Raw genomic sequence first — 18,462 nt, forward strand, 5'->3', positions numbered from 1 at the left:
TTACTGCTGAAATGCTTAAACCCTCTTGCTCGATCTCTTTTACTACTTTCTGCTTGAAGCTAATACTGTACCGAATCACTTTACGATTACTTTTTGTCATGATAATCCTTGTTTTAAGTTGATTAATATGTCAACTTATATCAGGACAAGACAGCCCTGACTTTAAACTTTTTACTTTTAACTTTTAACTCGATAGGGTCTTATTTTTTTTCATTTACCTCAATCCCACCCTGTTTAATAACTGTTTACATGAACAGAGATCAAAAGTTCATTCAACAAAAAAGCAGCCCTTTAGGAGCTGCTTTTTTGTTAAGTATATAATTTGCTTACCTGCCTTTGCAAGCTTCAAGCAGCAAAGCTTTATTGTACTCTGGGCTTTTATCGCCGAGGAAGTCGTATTCACCAACTGTTGTACTCATATCCAGGTTGGTGATAGTTTTGTTATTGACTGTTTTTGTCTGGTTACCCCAGTTTGCACGGAAGTCATAGCTTGATCCAACCGCCAACATAACAGTTTTAAGCTGACCACGCGACACCTCTCCGAGATATTTATATTGCGATGCAGCAGCCCCTGCAGGTTTGTAGAACAGGTCAAAGTTAGGTGGAATAATGAAGTTACCATTACACTTAACCATTAGCGTTAAGGTAACCTGTTGTACAGGCTGGCCTGGCTGGCCAAGCGTGATGGCAATATTTCCGTTTGAACAAGCATTATCGATATCGCCAGATGCAAGCAAAAGACCTGTTGATGCATTCAGAATTTTGTATTTCACTGCGAAAGGCGGCAGACCTGTAATCGGAACTACGCGACCGTCGCTTGCTATAACAATTTCTTCATCGATCAATGTCTCACCATCTGTACGGAAGATCTGTACAAGTGTAGTAATCGTTGCCGATCCTAACCATGGGGCGGTGAACCTCAGGCTTTGCGGCGCACAGGTTCTGGTAGATACTACGTTTCCTACAAAGAAAACGGTAAGGTGATCTGTCGTAAAGTTAACAGCAAGTTTATTTGATGCGTCACGAATAACGTTAGCATTTTTCTCGAACTGCCATTGGCCTGTACTGTTCTGGTAACTGTAAACAGCAAGCTGGTCGCCCACTTTAACATCCTGATTGCTTCCTACAGGTTGAAAGTCGGGATTGATCTGCACACCAACGTTAATTGGCTGGGAGAAGTTCTTTACTTCCTGACCCGCAACAAACATATCGATGTCGGTAAAACCAGCTGGCAGGAAGAAAGCTGAACCGGTTTGTCCGTCAGGACCTTTTACGTTTGGTGAGCTGAGGTCAGCACCAGGGAACATTTCCAATGCAGCAGGATTGCCTGCGTCGAAATTGATTGCACGTGCAGTAAGGGAACCGCCAACCAGTAATTCACCGGCAGCATTGCGGAAAGTAGTTCCTGCAGGAATCGTGATCGATGTAACTTCAGTAACTGTAGCAGTAGCAGGCGTTACAAGGCTTACCGGAGCTGTAGTTGCACCGCCAGCACCCAGAGGAGCCTCAATTGTTTTCACTGCAGACGCAGGTGTATTGCTGATTACTTTCAACAGGGCAGCCCGTAAAATCTGGCTGAACTGGTTTGGTAAAATCGTAACCGGAATATTTCTTGGTTCGTAGTTATCTGCAGTAACCTGAACATTAAACTGCAACGGACGGGTAGTAGTAGGTTCTACCTTAGGATCAATCCCCAGCGTGATCACGCCATTTGGAGCAGTGATCGCTTTCAGACCTGCAAAGTCATAAACATTTGCAGCATCCTGCCCTGTTACGGCAATTTTCATGTTGTTTGGTAGTGCAGCGCCATCGGCCTCAACCAACATGATCGTGGTTTTGTATTTGATTACATCGCCATCGAACAACACATTCAACTGATAAGCAGGATTACGACAGCCGTAATTCAGAATGCCCATCAGGAAACTCAAACTTAAAAGCGTAAAGATCTTTTTCATATCTGTAAAAATTGTCCCGGGTTAAACAGCCGGGGGCTGTGGTGAATTTGCTTAAAATAGGTTGAAATTAAGGCTAACCTGTGCTACCGGCAGAATCCTGTAGAAAGACATATTTTCTTCAAACTGTCTTTGATTGGCCTGGTTGTTAACCAGCAGCTTGGTTCCTGTAAGTGTAGCGTCTGCTTTACCCATATAGAAAGCACCTACTGAAAAGCTAACGTTCACTTTTCTCATAGGGAATGGGTTTTGGAAACCGATACCTGCATAAGGCGCTACTTTGTTCCACTCAACACGACCGGTCAGTTCGCCCAGTTCAGAACTTGGAATAGAAATATCACCATACTGGTATGTCCCGTCGTATGATGCTGTACCGCTGCCTTCTGCCTTCCAGAAATAGCCGGCTCCAACGCTTACAAAAGCTTTTTTAGACAGGCCTTTTTCTTTCAGGAAAGGATGCCAGTCAAAAATAAGGTGCGCATTGTTGAAATCGGCCTGGATGTCAATTTTGGCAGGCTGTGCCCGTACGGTCATCAATGTGTTGTAATCAAACGGGAGGATGCTCGCTCCTGCACGAATGGTGAATGATGGTTTCACGGCTACTTTGAAATCTAAGCCGGCGCCCGATGTACCTACGTGTGCTGCTAAATAAGCACGTGTGCGGGTGCTGTCAACTGAGGTCTGCGCACTCGCCCCGGTTACTGCCGCCAATATAAAACCAAGTACCAGGGAGGTAAAATGTCTCTTCATTTCTGATGGTCAAAATTAGATGGATAATTATTATTTTCTTGTCTCTGTTTTAGGTGCTGCTTAACCGGAAAAATCCACCGGGCGTTAACCGGCGGCTTCTTCTCCTTTTATTATATTAATGATCGTCATAAACACGATTTTAACATCGAGCATGGCGGTCCACTTTTCCATGTACCAAAGGTCATGCTCAACCCTTCTTTCCATGAGCGAGGGGTCTGTGGTTTCTCCTCTGAAACCGTTGACCTGTGCCCAACCCGTTATGCCGGGCTTCAAAAACTGACGGGCCATATAACCATTTATCAGTTTGCTGTATTCTTCTGTATGCTTGAGCATGTGTGGTCTCGGACCAACGACACTCATTTCGCCCATAAGTACGTTGAAAAACTGAGGAAGTTCGTCAAGGCTCGTCTTACGAAGAAAGCGACCGATTGGCGTGATGCGTGCATCGCCTTTCCGTGCCTGCTTGCTGTCGCTGTCCTTGTTCACGTACATGCTTCTGAATTTGAAGCACCAGAAAGGTCTGTTGTCGCGACCGCTGCGCAATTGTTTGAAAAGTACCGGACCGCGGCTTTGCAGTTTGATGGCAAGCGCGATGAGCGGATACAACCAGCTCAACACAAAAACAATCACGAGGGTACTGAAGAACATATCAAACAAACGCTTTTTGAAGCGGCTTTCCATTTCTTCGAGCGGCTCACTGCGCAAACTGATTACCGGAAAACCATCCATATAACTAATGTCGAACGGTTCGTTGATCGAGCCTGTAATATCCGGTACAAACTTCAGGCGCAAACATTGTTTTTCAGCTTCTTTAACCAGACTTCCGGCTGAGGCCATTTCCTGCGGCGAAAGCGAAACATAGACTTCGTTGATGCCACGTTCTGAAGCCTCACGGAAAATCTCGCCTTGTTCGTTTATGTATAGCCCCGATTTTTCATCAAGGAACCCTTCAAATGCGTAATTCCGGTTGTATTTTTTGAAATAAGCAGCCAGGCGCATCCCGGTTTTGTTTCTGCCCAGCACTGCAACCTGTTTTCTGCGGCCTTCTTTTTTGGTAAAGCGCATCATCAAAACCGTTCCGAGTAGTCTGCTAAAGACAAAGCCGGCACTGAGCAGGCCATAATTAACAAGAAACAATTTCCATGAAATTTCCCGTTCAGATGATACGCCGATGTATACCAGCAACATCACCAGGTGGATAGCAACGGCGCGCCAGGTATTCCTGTAAACATTTTCCGGCGTCTGTAATTGTTCGTTGCTGTACATCCGTAAAATCACGGAGCTTAACAACCATAACAAATTGAATACAACCAGATAATGCCTGAGCACTACCAAATCCATTCCTTGTTTAAATCCGAAGAAGTAAAAAGAGAAAGCAAAAACAATATTCAGCAAGATGACGTCTGAAATACTGAGTACCATCCTTAACAAAAAGATGTTCCTTGTTTGCATGAGAGCGGGCGTTATCAGCATAATATCAATAATTTAGTGTTCTTACTAACGACTCTTACTATTTCCAATATGCTCGTATTGTTATTTATTATATTTTGTAGAGATGATGGTTGCATTTTAATAAACTAACAAAGAATTTCTAGGCTCAAACTCAACGTTCAATCCGGATTTTTCCGGGAAAAAGCAAAAAAAACGCTTCATTTCTCAATACATCCAAATTTACCACCACTCGCTTCACCTTACAATACCCACATATGGGTATTTAGGTAACAGCTGGTTATACATATTGAAGCAATGCATCTCTATACTTCACTTGTTAAGGAAGTTGCGTCTGAGGTATTCTACAACAGTCTAAACACGCAGCGTCCACTTTCGGCGCTGCAAATGTACGGACAAAGCAAGCGGCTTTGAATACCCTGAATTGGGTATTTTACGACGGAGTTAGGGCGAAAAAAATAACAGAGAAAAAATAAAAAACGCTTGTAAATGAAAATTTTTCTTATATTGAATCTACACAACCATTTGAAACATGCCTCTATCGCGGAAACTCAACGTCGCATCCCAATTGAAAATTCAGGAAACAAGAAAGGTTTCCGCAGTAAACATTGCCCTGTTGTCGGCTATTATGCTGATTAGCCTTGGTTTTCTGGGCGGTATTGTTGTGTATCCGACAATCTTTATCAGGTTGCTGGCCTGCTCAATCGTATTCATGTCAGTCCCTGTCGTGGCTACCCGTCTGGGGCAACAGCAAGAGACCTGATTTTGACAGCGTCTCTGCTCTTCGTCGGTAAATTCCGTTTAGCCAACGCTCACCTGGTTGCGGTGCAGCGCAGTAATGCACCGGCTCAGGCTGTGGCGCCAATGTGGAATTTCCAGCGCAAAGGTATTTTTGATTTTGGTTTTATCCATCACTGAGAATGCCGGCCTTGTTGCCTTAGTGGGGTAGGCCGTTCCGGGGATCGGATTTACCTTTGTACTTAACCCGCCCAGTTCGAAGATTGCAACAGCAAAGTCATACCATGACGCAACACCTTCATTACTGTAGTGATAAAGACCAAACTGTTGTTTTTCATTTGTTATAAGCCTGCAAATCACATCGGCAAGGTCAACCGCATAGGTAGGGGTTCCTACCTGGTCTGCAATAACATTTAAGACCTCCTGATCGGCGCCAAGCTTCAGCATCGTTTTGGTGAAATTGTTTGCGAACTCCGAGTACAGCCAGCTGGTACGAAGAATGTAATAACGTTCTGTCAATGCCGCGATCTCCTCTTCCCCCCTTAGTTTTGTAAGGCCATAAACATTCACCGGTAAAGCTGCATCCTCTTCAGTTAAAAGCTTAGGAACATTACCACCAAACACGAAATCTGTAGAGATATGCATAAATATGGCTCCGGCTTCCTGACTGTACCGGGCAAGATTAGCTGCCCCCACCCTGTTCACCCTGTCACACAGATCCTGTGTCTCTTCAGCCTGGTCAACCGCCGTATAAGCTGCGCAGTTGATCACATATGCCGGTTTTTCAGCAGCGAATAACTTTTGCAGACAGTCGTGGTCAAGGATGTTTCCTTCAACTTCATCAAGAAATCTGACATTTGTAAGCTCGTATCCGGGCATAACCAATTGCAGGCATTGTCCTAACTGGCCTGTACCGCCAAAAACGTATATCAGTGGATTATTCATAAGAAATGTTGAAGATTTGGTTCAAAAATGCAAAAAATCAGACAGCTTGCGAGAAAAATTTCGATTTAAAAATCACTATACAACTGCCTGAACGTACTGCGCAAGCCAAAAGTAATGATCATGTTGTTGTTCGTACCAATCTGGTCGGTACTTTCCCTACGATAGATTCCACTGAGCTCGAACCGAAGGTTATATTTCGGATTGATGAGGTAGGCAACTTTTGCCTGCGCGTAATAAAGGTTTGTTTTTAATCCCTGGCCAATATGGCTGCCATACTCCACAGACCGGGTTTCATAGTTCTTAAAGATATCCTTGCCAAAGTTTGTCCCCTCAGCATCAAGGCCATAACGTGCATACATCCCGTGGCCGCTGAAATCAAAACGTTTGTAGCTGTAGTTCAGAATGCCCAGTATTTCGCGGAAATTCGCACCAAAAGGATGTGCAAGAGGCTGATTATAATTCGAATAATTGGACAGGCGGTTAAAGTGTGCATACGTGTATGGCCGGGCAGTATTGAACTCAGCCAGATAATTAAGTCCCTGCACCTTAAAAAGATCAGAACCACGAAAGCCGATTTGAGTAGCAAACTTATTTGCCCAAAAACCATTGCCTGCAAACAATTCTTTTACCACAAATTCATCAAACATAAACTGGCCATATACGGTGGTCTTGTCGAGGATCTCATATTTGGCGTTGAAGCCTATACGCATTTTATCAGGCGAATTTCTGTTGGCACTTTCAATCGGCCGGAGAAAAATAAACGGGTGGACGTAGTTGAAATCGAAGCCCCGCTTCCCTTCCGGCTCTGCATCAGCCCAGGTTACGGCCTGAAAAAAGCCGATAGAAAAACGATCAGTGGCATTCCAGTCAACATAGTGCGCAGCCATCCATTTGGCACGGTCGCCCAGGCGCCGGTCTTCTGTCAGCTTTGGAGCCATGGGATCAAGCATATAGGCAAAAATGGTCTGATACTGCACATTGCCCAGACTGGCCCTGAGGCGCAGGAAGCTATAATTTGAAGAGACATCAGAAAGGAGCATGGACCGGTAACCATCGCCGATAAAATTTTTATCATAGCCGAGCGCCAGGTTCAGGTGTTTGTTGGGCGTATAGGAAACCAGAGCCGATACATACGACCAGTCTTTTGTGGCGCCGTCCAGTTTGCCTATGCTTCCACCGTTTTGTCCCGGCACCACCTGGTTTTCCTCAACAAACCGGCTGTAGTAGTTTGCAAAGCGACCCTGATTTTCGAAGCCACTGGTGTAGAATGAAAATTTTTCTCCTACGGTACCGCCAAGCTGAAAACCGCGGGTGTTTAGCCAGGTGCTGCTTTTCTGGCTCAGGTCATAGCCAATCTGAAAATCAGGAAGAAAGTCGGCAAAAAAAGTATAATCCTCGCCCTTTGCGTTAACCAGGTGCTCCTCGGTTAGCTTTCGTCTTACCCACGACCGCCGGTTTAACGTATCTGTACCATACCGCATCAGCGAATCATAGGTTGGCCGCAGCAGTGAATCATCTACAAAATAAGCACGAATCGAACTGTGCATGCGGCTGTTTACATTGTAAACCTTTTTGTTAAACTTTTGATAAAAATCGTGCGAATAGGGAATTTGGACGTTTGGGGTCTGTGCGGAGGCCCCAAATGCGACAGCTGTAAGAACAGCAATGAGGTATTTTTTCATTCCAGGTTATTAGGTATAATTCGGAAGTACAAGAAGGCAGAAGATTTGCTCCGCTCTGGTAGTTCCCAGCGCCCCATCGATATAGGTCGAATTAGTTTATTTTGGCGTCATTGCCGACCAATTCGTCTAGTTCTTCAAAAACAGAATTGTTGCTCTTGTATTCTTTCACCAGGGCTTTCATCTTCATCACAACCTGACGGTCGTCATTTTTATTTGCAGAATCGAGCAGGCTGGAGATCTGTTTTGCAACTTCGGCGAACATGTATTCCCTTACCTTGCCGATCATGATCTTTTCATGATGGGTGGGTAACGTATTTTCGTTGTCGTTCAGCAATTCCTCGTACAGCTTCTCGCCAGGTCGTAGTCCGGAATAGGTGATCTGAATATCCTGGTTAGGAATCATGCCGGCCAGGCGGATCATTTTGCGGGCCAGTTCCACGATCTTCACCGATTTACCCATATCAAAGATAAAGATCTCGCCGCCTTTGCCCATGCATCCTGCCTCAAGCACCAGCCTGCAGGCTTCAGGGATGGTCATAAAATAACGTGTGATCTCTGGGTGGGTTACCGTGATAGGCCCGCCTTTTTCAATTTGCTGCTTAAATCTTGGGATAACGGACCCGTTCGAGCCTAAAACGTTGCCAAAGCGTGTTGTGATAAATTTAGTGATTGGCTTCACATCGAGCTCATTGATGTAACTCAGTCCGTTGCTGAAGATCACATCCGGGATGCTCAGCGAATTATTCAGCGATTGAACATAGATCTCGGCGATCCGTTTAGACGCACCCATCACATTGGTAGGATTGACTGCCTTATCGGTAGAGATCATAACGAATTTCTGCACGCCGTGTTTAACGGCCATGTCTGCAATGATCTTTGTTCCCATGACATTTGTCCGGATCGCTTCAGCCGGATTGTCTTCCATCAGCGGCACATGTTTGTACGCTGCCGCGTGATAAACATAATGTGGCTTATAGGTGCTGAAAAGGTGCTCCATGCGTTTTTCGTTACGCACATCGCCGATAAAGGCATGAAAACTTTGGTTTGTCTTGGTCTCTTCAAGCTCGAGATACAGATCATGAAGCGCTGTCTCACTTTGGTCGCACAGGATGATCAGGCCAACCTCGAACTTCATAAGCTGACGTACAATCTCGCTACCTATGGAGCCGGCTGCGCCGGTAATTAGAATCCGTTTGTTATTCAGCATTTTACCAATGCCTTCAATATCGATATTGATCGACTTTCGGTTGAGGAGGTCTTCGATATTGATATTTTGGATCTGATTAACCTGCAGCTTGCCATTTGTCCAGACATCCGGCGGCGGAATATTCAAAACCTTCACATCGTTAGCCAGGCAGATGTCTACGATCTCGTTTTTTCGTTCAAGCGGAATGGTGTATGATGCAAAGATCACTTCATCAACCTCATGATGTTCAATTAATTCAGCCAGCCGTTTAGCATGCAGAATTTTAATGCTGTCTATGGTTTTCCCTACTTTACGGTCATCGTCATCAACGAAGGCAATGATTTCCTTATTTACCGAATTATCATGATCAAAAGTACGTTTGGTAGCGACACCACCTTCACCTGCGCCGTAAATAATTACCCGTTTTTTGTCAAGATTCAGGTTTTTGATGTACATAAAAAAGTACTTGATCAAAACCCGGTAGGTGATAAGAAAAAGAAAACTTGTAAGACCGTTGGTAATCAGAATTGTATTCGGAATGAAAGAACGGTTCGTAAGGGAAATAAAGAATAGATTAATAACAAAAAAAGTGCCGTTGGATATGATCACAGAAAACAAAATCCGGAACGAGTCCTGAGCACTCGTATATCTGATAATTCCTGAATACGTCTTAATATTAATAAATACTGCAGATGTAATTACACCCATGATCAAAAGGTTCCGGGCTAATTCCGGCATCTCAACGGAAGTCAGATCAAGGTTATGACGCAGGCCATAAGCAAAGACGAGGGAGAACGTACAGATGATCAGGTCTAACAGGAAGATGATCCAGCGGGGAACTATGTTTATTTTTTGAAACAATTTTCTTCAGTTGTAATTTAAGCAAAGGTAAGTATAAAAATGATACCAGAATTCGGATAATTCCTTGTCCGGAATGCTAAAGAGCTAATCAAGCCTATTAACGCCTAATTCATTTTATTGTTTAACAATTGTGAACGTCCCTCGGTAAGGAAACGCAACAAGACAAAACCGAAAAGTGTACTAAAAAACATGGTCAGGCTGTATGTTAAAGAGTTGACGTTGCTAATAACCAACCAACTTATGAGCAATTGCAACAAGGAGTATAAGCCAGCAACAGCAAGATGGGGCCATTTTCTCTTGTTAGCGAGGTATTGATAGAAATGGCTTCGGTGGGCTTCAAAGATGTTCTCTTTCCTGATCAATCTGAAAACGATTGTAGTAACGGCATCTAGGCCGTAGACTGTGAGAAGAAGGATATAAGAAAGGTTTTCAGTCTTTAAAATGACCTGCCCTAAAAGGAACACAATAATGAATGCAATTGACACGCTTCCTACGTCACCGGCGAAACACTTGGCTTTTTGCCTGAAGTTGAAGAAATTAAATACAAGCAGGGAGAGCAAAATAGTTATAATAAAAGGTGACGATCCGAATCTGACAATTTGTTCGTTGATGTACCAAAGACTCAATAACACAATAGCACTATAGCCACCGGTAATGCCGTTGATGCCGTCCATGAAGTTATAGGCATTGATGGTGCCTATTACGAAGATCAATCCTATCAAAAGAAAGTACCAGGGCAAGTCGAAGAGTTGCCATTCGAAAAACAGCAAAGCAACTGAGAGCAGATGGACGGTCAACCTAATCTTGTTGTTGAGGGTAAGAATATCATCAAGAAAGCTAATCAACGAGATCAGGAACAGCCCCGTAGCAAAGTACAGATAGGTGGTTTCTTGCCATACGCACCAGGTTAAGGCAGCGATAACAAAGATGATTCCACCACCGCGGATGGTCACAGCCGTATGCGAACTTCTATGATTGGGCTTATCGATGATGTTAAAACGGTCGGCAAGTCGGAAGTAGAGAAGCTCTACAATAAAAAAGATGACTAAAAATATAATTGATGTTGTCCAAGTCATATTGACGGCAAATATAGAAACTATCTATAGCGGCTCAAATCCTTTTAATACGGGCGTAGGGTTCCACCCAAGTTCCCTCATTGCCTTACTGTCGTCGAAAGTAAGATCCTTTGTAATTTTGAATAGCTTACGACTGTTTAGGGGAAATTTCGGAATTACATCGCCGATCTTTCCCAGGCCTTTGGCAAACCAGCCTGGCATGTTCATTGGCTTGCGGCGCCCTAATTTCAGCGCAAGATAAGCGGAAAGCTCGGCGAAAGAAGGATGGCACCCATCTGTTAGGTTGAATACACCGCCGGCTTTCGCAGCCTCAGGGATGATTTTGGCCACATCTGACGCAAGTACAATGCTTTTACGTGCAGTTCCTCCCGCAATATCAAAATAGTACCCGGTCCTGATGCCTTTGATCATAGCACCCAGATTACCGGGCGGATTGGAACCGGCCAGCAACGGCAGTCTGAGAATGGTACAGGTTACATTTTTTTCCGCACACCACTGCCGAACTAATTTTTCCGCCTCGATCTTACTTAGTCCATACGGATCTGAGGCGGCCAATTCAGCCGATTCTTTAATCGATAATCCCTTATCTACTCCGTAAACGGCCACGGTGCTGATAAATACAAATGCCTTTGGCAAATTTTGGCTCAGCCCAGCAAGCAGGTTGGCAGTTCCAAAGGTATTCACATTAAAAAAGGCTTGCTTTTCTTCCTGCGTCTTAGGTACGGAATGCGCCTTCCCAGCGCAATGTAACACAAGTTCTACTGACGGAAGCGCGGAAGCAAATGGTCTCGATAAGTCAATCAATACATCGCTTGAGCGCCTGCCAAGCGTAATTACCTGATCGTTTAAATGCTGCCTGCGTATGTGCGAACCTAGAAATCCTGATGCTCCGGTTAATAAGATCTTCATGCGTTTCGATAACCTAAATCTTTGAGTGTTTTTCTGTTGATTTCCTTCCGCTCCTTATCAAAGAGCCATCCCCATTTATTGAAATAATAAACAGCGGATTTAATGCCGATCCAAAGTAATCTCTTGGACTTATGTGAGCCTTTTTCGAAATGGTGTACAATCGTTGCCTCCGGAAAAAATGTAGTTTGATAGCCGGCCGAGATGATGCGTCTGCATAGATCGGCTTCCTCACCATACATAAAAATTCCTTCGTCAAACCCACCAATATTCTCAATAACTGATAACCGCAAGAACATGAAACAACCGGAAAGATAAGGTACGTCCATGATGCGGTTATAGCCGGTAAATCGCAGCTCGAATTTGTCATTTCTTCTTTCAACCATTTGCTTGAAAGGATTAAAACGTCTTCCTATCCAATCATAAGGCGTGGGAAGCAGTTTACACAGATATTGCTGGCTGGCATCCGGATATACGACATTAGGCATCAGGTTTCCGATTCGCGGGTTGCTATCCATGAACATAACAATTTTCTCAAGGGTACCCGGTTCGAAATAAACATCGGGGTTAAGAACAAGGTGATATGACGCACCTTCTTCCATCGCCATTTTGATCGCTATATTATGAGCAGCACCAAAACCGGGGTTTGAGGGATTGTGATAATAAACCGTTCTTTGATCTGTCGAGACAGTTTTAAGCGCATCCGTGGGGGAGTTATCTATTAAATATAATTTTGATTGCTCGCCCGAAAACTCTAGAAAGCTTTGTATAGCAGCATCCAACACGTCTCGATTGTTTTTATAAAGAACTATACTTGCTGATATCAGTTTCATATATTTTTTTTTCTCAGACTCAGACCAAATGCAAGCAACGCCATCATTATGTTTATTCTAAATCGTATTTTGGTTGAAAAACTATTTTTGCTTTTTGCTCCAGTCGCAGAGGCATTGGAAGAGTGGCGGCGATACAATATAGATGGACGATCCAAAAGCTTAACACGGTATCGCAAGAGACCAATCATTCCAATCCATTGATCATGCATAGGAAGCTTTTTTGGAAAAGGAAGGACGTCTTGCAAAACTTCTTTTTTAAAAGCCATGCAGCAGCCAACCATAGTGTTTCGCAACAGATTATTAATGACGCGTTTATTGGTTTGGAGCTTACCGAATATTGTGGCGCCGTCACGCACAAGCTTTTGGTTAACTATATAACCATTTGTTACGACCATATCAGAATCAGCCAGTGCCTTCTTTATTTCTTCGACTCGACCATTGAGCCATACGTCATCTTGGTCAGATAAAATGATTATATCTCCCTCAGCCTGTTTCAATGCATTTTCAAGGTTGTATATCGGAGATTTTGTATTTGCATGAAATAGCTTTATTCTAGAGTCATTAAATGCCAATAGCACATTCAGCGTATCATCGATAGATCCGTCATCTGATATAATTAATTCATCTGTATTATCTAATTGAATAAGTATAGATGAGACCTGAGCCTCTAAATATTGTGCGCCGTTATAAGTTGGCATACAGACCGAAACCATCAAAGTTTAAGTTTTAAAACCGGAAAAATAATTATAAAGTAAACGAGCATGCCCGATATGAAGCATAGTAGGCCATATTCAATGTCGGTTGCAATCGTGAAACAGTGATAACAGAAGAAAAATGATAAGGGCAAAAATACAAAACTGCGACTACGACTCCGTCGAAGCCAACATACAGTTAGTGCCATCAGCGGGACATAGAATATCCAGGCATATCGGCCAAGCACTACTGCCTGAAGGGGAAAGACAAAATTTGAACCTTGTGCAAAGCTTACATCACCAACGACTAGCTCTACCAATTGTGTCCCGACATTTTTATATTCTAAGTTGGTAAATCCCTTGACATAGACGCCAAAAACGGCAAGGAAATATTGGCCCGGACCGGAAGGTATTTTCTCAGGCCCATTATATAACATGTAGTATTCTAATCCGTCGCCGACTGCAATAAACCTATTGACCAGAATCTTAAAACCATCAGTCACCGATGCATCCGCTTCATAGAGTGATGAAATAACTGCCGCAAGACTGAGCGAAGCAACGACTAGAATGACGCCGATATGATTGACGCGCTGTATAAATTTGCGCTTGAAATATTTGTTAAAATAGAAGATGAAGGTTCCTAGGTACAAAAGCCCCCCCAAAACGGATGATCTGCCGCCGCTCATAACACCTATCAATAATGCCAAAATCACTAATATTAATGCTCTTTTTCGCCATGTTTTTAAGAGAAAGATAAGCATGAACGAAAACAGATAGAAATAAACCTCCGCCCCCGTAGAAAGTATTCTAAAAAATGGATCTCGACCTTGCAGGTCTACAAACCTGTATAAAAACCAGGTTCCTACCGATGGATTGGCAATAGCATATTGAAAAAATGGCAGCTTAGAAAAAAAAAATGTCAACGAAATCAAAACGAATATTGCTTTGACTTTAAACTGTCTGCTTTCAATACGTAACATTACCGTTTCGATAATATTCGTTCTGTTCGCTCGCTGCATAGAGGCTAACAGGATCGATATATAGATTATAAAGAAGCCAGAGAATAGAATCGATAAATAACTGATACCATATTTCAACATAAATGCTGTTAGAAACGATAAGTTTCCCGACAACCAGAATATATGCATTGCCAACGGGTCGAGCAGTGTAGACATATAACTCTTAAACAGAAAAAATAAACTTCCTGTAAAAAATATGAATGAGATAAGCAGAACCTGCTGATTATAGTTTGTAATGTCGAATAGCATTCCACACGTTAAATTTTATAATGAACAATCCCTGATAAATTACTGCCATCACTCCTGATATTTTCTTACTACGGACCTTGGCTGTTTCAGAAATAACTAAGTTATTCATTCTCCTGCTCATTCCGTTTTCTGTACATAAAGAAATCATTCTATCAATAATACCAATATTCATCCTCCGGCGGTTCAAATACAGCTCAAGATTTAACTCATAGTCCGACAGCAGTTTTAGATTAATGTCGTACCGGAAGTGAGCAAATAGCTCTCGGTTGTAGAAAGCACCCTGGTGATGAATAGTGTTATGCAATAGTATTTTGCTTGAAAATTCAGGGAAGATCCCTGTACCACTTGTGTAACAAACATTGCCGAAAACAGCATCGTATCGTCTATTTTTGACAAAAGTTTCGAAGTCGGAAATCACACTTGAGTCATAAAGAAAGTCATCAGCTCCCAAAAAAAGAACATATTCTCCAGCTATTACATTCAATCCTTTATTCATAGCATCATAAATGCCACGATCACCCTCCGAACTGAAGAAGCCGATAGACCCCCTGTATTTGTGAATGATGCTTGTCGTCTGGTCCGTAGAATTGCCATCAATTATTATGTATTGATAATTCCTGCTCTTCTGACCAATTACGCTAAGAATTGATTGTTCAATTGTAGACTCAGCATTATATACAACCGTGATTATACTTACTAATTTATCCACTGATCTCTTTGTATGCATCAATATACTTATTGGCAATTGTCTGACTATTAAATTTAGCGATGACACCTTCACGAATCGTCTTATTCTTCCAACTGTGGTCTAGAATTGAGTTGATACCAGCTAGTAAGTCATTTTCATCATAGGGAATAGCTAAGTACCCTGTATTTAAATGATCGATAATATCGTCCAATCCAGATCCAGCAAATGCAACTACTGGTGTTTCACAACAGATGGACTCAACTGCTGCCTGTCCAAACGTCTCCTGTAGCGATGACATGACATATACGTCGGCGGCAGAATATATTTTTCGCAATTTTTCTGTGTTATCAATTTTTCCGAGGTTTTTTATATCCAGGCCTTTGATGTGGACAGGGACATCTGAGCCAAACAAGACGACTTGATATTTATCCATTGGCATTTTGGAAATCACATTTTTGAAATGATTAAAACCCTTGATAGGATCCACTAAAAAATTATATGCTCCAAATAATATAATTTGCTTATTCCTGCTCAGACCGAGTTCGATTCTACTGCTTGTTTTGTTGTACGGCATCCATTTATCCTGATCAATTGGGTTTGATATAGTCCTTACCTTAGTTCTTTTAAAAAGGTATGACCTACTCACAAGCTTCTGTTGCCAATTGCTAACTGCTACCGGGGCTATAAGCACCTTCTGCCAATATTTTTTTTTACGCAGCCATGTCTGCTTTTCGATATCTAACCCGCTATAGCCTGTGTCTCTGTGACGTGAATACTCCATAAGAAATCGCTCACTTCCAGAAACATTATTATGCTCAGCGCCTAGAACGGGCCATAAATCATGCATCGTCCAGACTATATTTCTATTAATTTGACTGATTTCTTCAATAGCAATGGTTTCGTTTCCAATCCAATGGAAGTGGACTACATCCACCTCTAGGGAGTTTATTTTTTTAGCCATCCCAGAGGAAATGAAATTTACCGAGCGCGTAGTTCGATGTTTAGTTGGCTGCAAACACCGCCATAGGACCCCTAAGCAACGAACCATAAATTTATGTATGCCAGCTGCCCAGCCGGTTTTAAGCACCATTACGGCGTTTCGATCACTACTTCCTACACAAACAAGTATCTTAGAATCAACATTGGCAGCAAGTAATGCTTCATGTATTCTTAGCATCGCAACAGATGCTCCACCAACATCCAGGCTGTACGAAACATGTAAAACCTTCAATTCTTTAGTCCTCATTTTGCGCCGACCTTTTGAATATGCGTATTGGCCCAGATAGTAGCAATCTGAAATTTCTGAAAAAGTTATTGTTCGGGGTAAAGTTTCCAATATTCCGAAATTGATAAAGCAGAAGATTCCAATATAATCTCCATGATGGCGTCAGTATAAATTCATGCCGCGCCTTCCAGTAGCTTAAGAACAAGCGATCAGATCTATCCAGCCTATCTGAATAACGACGTCCAACCTCATCGATTATTTGCAATTTTGATTCTAGAAGCTGTTTCGTTTTAGTTTTAGAGGTAACTCCCTCCCCAAGCCGGTAAACACTGAACGCCTGATTAATAAAATAAAACTTGTCAGAACTTACAACCTGATCGATGATATGAATCCAATCGGCATGATAGCCAAGATCCACTGGTATTGGCTTAAGGCTCTCATAAAGCTTTCTACTGAATCCTACTTCCCTATAACTGATTCCATAACGGATTCTAGCTTTAAAAACGTCTTTATCACGGAGCTGATAATTATCATATAAAATCTCTTTGCCGGCTGGCGTTAACTCTATGGAGTTAGTGACTATAATAAATTTTTCGTGTTGAGGGTCTAGATTTTCCCGTATAATGACTTCATTCAATGTTGCCAGCATTTTTTTCTTGAAAAAGTCATCACCAGCAATGAGCGAAATCATATCACCGGTAGCCATTTTCATCAAACGATTCCAGTTCTTAAAAATCCCTAGATTTTTCTCTGATGGAGCCCATTTTAAAATTTCCGGGAATCTCTGTTGATAGTTCAATACAATTTGTTTCGTTCCGTCAGTCGAACAATCATCACCAACGATAACTTCGTAAGGGAGTACATCATTGTCAAAGATCGAATCCAAACAGGCTCCTATCAGATGCTGCTGATTGTAAGTAATTATGAGTATTGAATGTCTAATCTTACGTTCCATATCTCGGAAATAACAAACGTTTGAAAAATAACAGTAAAAATATAACACAGATGAAATAGGTTACTGCAAATGCAATCGTAACGCCAGATAACCCTGTCATTCGGATCAATATGTACCCCATAGAAACGTAGCCCACATTGAAGAGAATTTCAGTGACAATGTAAGCTTTTGTCATTTTTTTTGACACCATTAATGTAACTAACAAATAGGCAATAATCTTAAAAAAATCACCTGCCAGTTGATACAAGAAAAGCCTCTTCATTTCTAGAAATTCCTTAGTAAAAAGTATTTTTATAATCAGTTCACGGAATAGAAATATGACGACACAGGAGACAAGGACAGCTGGTAAAATAAACTTTAGACCATTAAAAAGTTCGGCCCGGATTTCCGTGTCCGTCGTTAGAGATGAAAATTTAGGAATAAAGTAAGTGCTTAAAGATATTGTAACAACCATGAGATAACCATCTGATATTCGCATCATACCCTGCCAGTATCCCGCCGCAGCTAACCCAGAATGGTCTATGATGACACCCCTCAAAATCATTTGCGCAACGGGCATACCCACTGCTGCGACAACAGCCATTAAGCTATAAGACCCTAAACTGCGTAACAATTGCCTGTTTAATCCATCAGAAAAATATTTCAATCTGAACCAAAACTGCTTTCTAATAAAGATAAGAGACAGAAAAAACAATAATGTTTGAGAAAGTACCAGAGCGACCAATGCACCTTTAATGCGGTAATTATGAACAAGCAAATAGGTTAGAATCAGCGATAAGAAACTAGCCGAACAATTTATCACGGCAAATAAAGTTATCTGCTTCAAACCATTCAAAATTGATAAGATTGCTGTATTCAGTGCATACAAAATGATAGTTGATGCGAGCAACTTAATAACATCATGGTAAATCTCACTTTCAAACAGTAGTCTTGCAATTGTCTTTGAGAAAATCCACAAAATTAAGCTTACTATAGCAGACGAAATTATGGTAACCCTAAGTGCGGTACTTAGTAACGATCTTAATTCTGCTCTTTGCTCACCGAATTCTGCGGTAAATTTCACAATACCTGTAGAAATTGCACCGTTTCCGAAATTCAAGGCGACCGTTAGAAAGTTATAAAATTGCCCAATCATCGCAACGCCGGCTGGACCAGCATAGACTGCAACAATTTTGCTTGCAACAAAGCTAGCCCCTATTCGAGATGCTGTTATGATTGCTGAAAGTACCGAAGTCCTGACTAATTTCACTCTATGA

Annotated in this window: 16 protein-coding genes; 1 reads left to right on the forward strand and 15 read right to left on the reverse strand. The window is 42.2% G+C overall.

Features of this window, described 5'->3' with window-relative positions; translation table 11 throughout:
• Positions 1-326: 326 nt before the first annotated feature.
• From EJV45_RS08710 to EJV45_RS08720, 3 genes are all read right to left on the reverse strand, one after another.
• Positions 327-1,955 carry a hypothetical protein gene (locus tag EJV45_RS08710; RefSeq protein WP_129715289.1) on the reverse strand — a complete coding sequence of 543 codons (1,629 nt, stop codon included), beginning with the start codon at positions 1,953-1,955 and terminating at the stop codon, positions 327-329.
• A 51-nt stretch (positions 1,956-2,006) separates the two neighbouring features.
• Entirely contained in the window at positions 2,007-2,702 is a 696-nt protein-coding gene (locus EJV45_RS08715) for a hypothetical protein (protein ID WP_129715290.1), read from the reverse strand.
• A gap of 84 nt (positions 2,703-2,786) precedes the next feature.
• Positions 2,787-4,154, reverse strand: coding sequence for an undecaprenyl-phosphate glucose phosphotransferase (locus EJV45_RS08720; protein ID WP_129715291.1), 1,368 nt, complete (start codon positions 4,152-4,154; stop codon positions 2,787-2,789).
• Between the two features lie 529 nt (positions 4,155-4,683).
• Between EJV45_RS08720 and EJV45_RS08725 the strand changes: the two genes are divergently transcribed.
• The gene (locus tag EJV45_RS08725) at positions 4,684-4,914 is read left to right on the forward strand and encodes a hypothetical protein (protein ID WP_129715292.1); all 231 of its coding nucleotides are present in this window, start codon (positions 4,684-4,686) and stop codon (positions 4,912-4,914) included.
• A 38-nt stretch (positions 4,915-4,952) separates the two neighbouring features.
• Here EJV45_RS08725 and rfbD read toward each other — a convergent pair whose 3' ends face one another.
• The 12 genes from rfbD to EJV45_RS08785 form a co-directional block, all read right to left on the reverse strand.
• Positions 4,953-5,834 carry a dTDP-4-dehydrorhamnose reductase gene (gene rfbD / locus EJV45_RS08730; protein ID WP_129715293.1) on the reverse strand — a complete coding sequence of 294 codons (882 nt, stop codon included), beginning with the start codon at positions 5,832-5,834 and terminating at the stop codon, positions 4,953-4,955.
• A gap of 65 nt (positions 5,835-5,899) precedes the next feature.
• On the reverse strand, positions 5,900-7,516 hold the full coding sequence (locus tag EJV45_RS08735) for a gliding motility protein RemB (RefSeq protein WP_129715294.1): 1,617 nt from the start codon (positions 7,514-7,516) through the stop codon (positions 5,900-5,902).
• 91 nt (positions 7,517-7,607) lie between these two features.
• Positions 7,608-9,563 carry a nucleoside-diphosphate sugar epimerase/dehydratase gene (locus EJV45_RS08740; protein ID WP_129715295.1) on the reverse strand — a complete coding sequence of 652 codons (1,956 nt, stop codon included), beginning with the start codon at positions 9,561-9,563 and terminating at the stop codon, positions 7,608-7,610.
• Positions 9,564-9,667: 104 nt separating this feature from the next.
• Positions 9,668-10,639 carry a glycosyltransferase family 4 protein gene (locus EJV45_RS08745; protein WP_129715296.1) on the reverse strand — a complete coding sequence of 324 codons (972 nt, stop codon included), beginning with the start codon at positions 10,637-10,639 and terminating at the stop codon, positions 9,668-9,670.
• 24 nt (positions 10,640-10,663) lie between these two features.
• Complete coding sequence (locus EJV45_RS08750; RefSeq protein WP_129715297.1) at positions 10,664-11,548, reverse strand: NAD(P)-dependent oxidoreductase; 885 nt, start codon at positions 11,546-11,548, stop codon at positions 10,664-10,666.
• On the reverse strand, positions 11,545-12,378 hold the full coding sequence (locus EJV45_RS08755; protein ID WP_129715298.1) for a glycosyltransferase family 2 protein: 834 nt from the start codon (positions 12,376-12,378) through the stop codon (positions 11,545-11,547). The genes EJV45_RS08750 and EJV45_RS08755 overlap by 4 nt, the downstream gene beginning before the upstream one ends.
• Positions 12,375-13,091 carry a glycosyltransferase gene (locus EJV45_RS08760; protein WP_129715596.1) on the reverse strand — a complete coding sequence of 239 codons (717 nt, stop codon included), beginning with the start codon at positions 13,089-13,091 and terminating at the stop codon, positions 12,375-12,377. The genes EJV45_RS08755 and EJV45_RS08760 overlap by 4 nt, the downstream gene beginning before the upstream one ends.
• Positions 13,091-14,050 carry an oligosaccharide repeat unit polymerase gene (locus tag EJV45_RS08765; protein WP_305037029.1) on the reverse strand — a complete coding sequence of 320 codons (960 nt, stop codon included), beginning with the start codon at positions 14,048-14,050 and terminating at the stop codon, positions 13,091-13,093. Before EJV45_RS08765 ends, EJV45_RS08760 begins: the two co-directional genes overlap by 1 nt.
• 262 nt (positions 14,051-14,312) lie before the next feature.
• Positions 14,313-15,047, reverse strand: coding sequence for a glycosyltransferase family 2 protein (locus EJV45_RS08770; RefSeq protein ID WP_165305019.1), 735 nt, complete (start codon positions 15,045-15,047; stop codon positions 14,313-14,315).
• Entirely contained in the window at positions 15,040-16,272 is a 1,233-nt protein-coding gene (locus tag EJV45_RS08775) for a glycosyltransferase (RefSeq protein WP_129715301.1), read from the reverse strand. Before EJV45_RS08775 ends, EJV45_RS08770 begins: the two co-directional genes overlap by 8 nt.
• Positions 16,262-17,206: a glycosyltransferase family 2 protein gene (locus EJV45_RS08780; protein ID WP_129715302.1), complete on the reverse strand. Its 945-nt coding sequence runs from the start codon at positions 17,204-17,206 to the stop codon at positions 16,262-16,264. The genes EJV45_RS08775 and EJV45_RS08780 overlap by 11 nt, the downstream gene beginning before the upstream one ends.
• A complete protein-coding gene (locus EJV45_RS08785) occupies positions 17,196-18,455 on the reverse strand; it encodes an O-antigen translocase (RefSeq protein ID WP_165305020.1) in 1,260 nt (419 codons plus the stop codon). The genes EJV45_RS08780 and EJV45_RS08785 overlap by 11 nt, the downstream gene beginning before the upstream one ends.
• Positions 18,456-18,462 lie beyond the last annotated feature (7 nt).

Origin of the sequence: Pedobacter sp. SYP-B3415, from assembly GCF_004138205.1 — a bacterium.
Taxonomy (GTDB): Bacteria; Bacteroidota; Bacteroidia; order Sphingobacteriales; family Sphingobacteriaceae; genus Pedobacter.

Bases quoted from the DNA above. Each gene is read 5' to 3' on its own strand.
- rfbD (WP_129715293.1), bottom strand. From the start codon at position 5,834: ATGAATAATCCACTGATATACGTTTTTGGCGGTACAGGCCAGTTAGGA.
- EJV45_RS08745 (WP_129715296.1), bottom strand. From the start codon at position 10,639: ATGACTTGGACAACATCAATTATATTTTTAGTCATCTTTTTTATTGTA.
- EJV45_RS08780 (WP_129715302.1), bottom strand. From the start codon at position 17,206: ATGGAACGTAAGATTAGACATTCAATACTCATAATTACTTACAATCAG.
- EJV45_RS08755 (WP_129715298.1), bottom strand. From the start codon at position 12,378: ATGAAACTGATATCAGCAAGTATAGTTCTTTATAAAAACAATCGAGAC.
- EJV45_RS08760 (WP_129715596.1), bottom strand. From the start codon at position 13,091: ATGGTTTCGGTCTGTATGCCAACTTATAACGGCGCACAATATTTAGAG.
- EJV45_RS08735 (WP_129715294.1), bottom strand. From the start codon at position 7,516: ATGAAAAAATACCTCATTGCTGTTCTTACAGCTGTCGCATTTGGGGCC.
- EJV45_RS08765 (WP_305037029.1), bottom strand. From the start codon at position 14,050: ATGTTACGTATTGAAAGCAGACAGTTTAAAGTCAAAGCAATATTCGTT.
- EJV45_RS08720 (WP_129715291.1), bottom strand. From the start codon at position 4,154: ATGCAAACAAGGAACATCTTTTTGTTAAGGATGGTACTCAGTATTTCA.
- EJV45_RS08750 (WP_129715297.1), bottom strand. From the start codon at position 11,548: ATGAAGATCTTATTAACCGGAGCATCAGGATTTCTAGGTTCGCACATA.
- EJV45_RS08775 (WP_129715301.1), bottom strand. From the start codon at position 16,272: ATGAGGACTAAAGAATTGAAGGTTTTACATGTTTCGTACAGCCTGGAT.
- EJV45_RS08715 (WP_129715290.1), bottom strand. From the start codon at position 2,702: ATGAAGAGACATTTTACCTCCCTGGTACTTGGTTTTATATTGGCGGCA.
- EJV45_RS08710 (WP_129715289.1), bottom strand. From the start codon at position 1,955: ATGAAAAAGATCTTTACGCTTTTAAGTTTGAGTTTCCTGATGGGCATT.
- EJV45_RS08725 (WP_129715292.1), top strand. From the start codon at position 4,684: ATGCCTCTATCGCGGAAACTCAACGTCGCATCCCAATTGAAAATTCAG.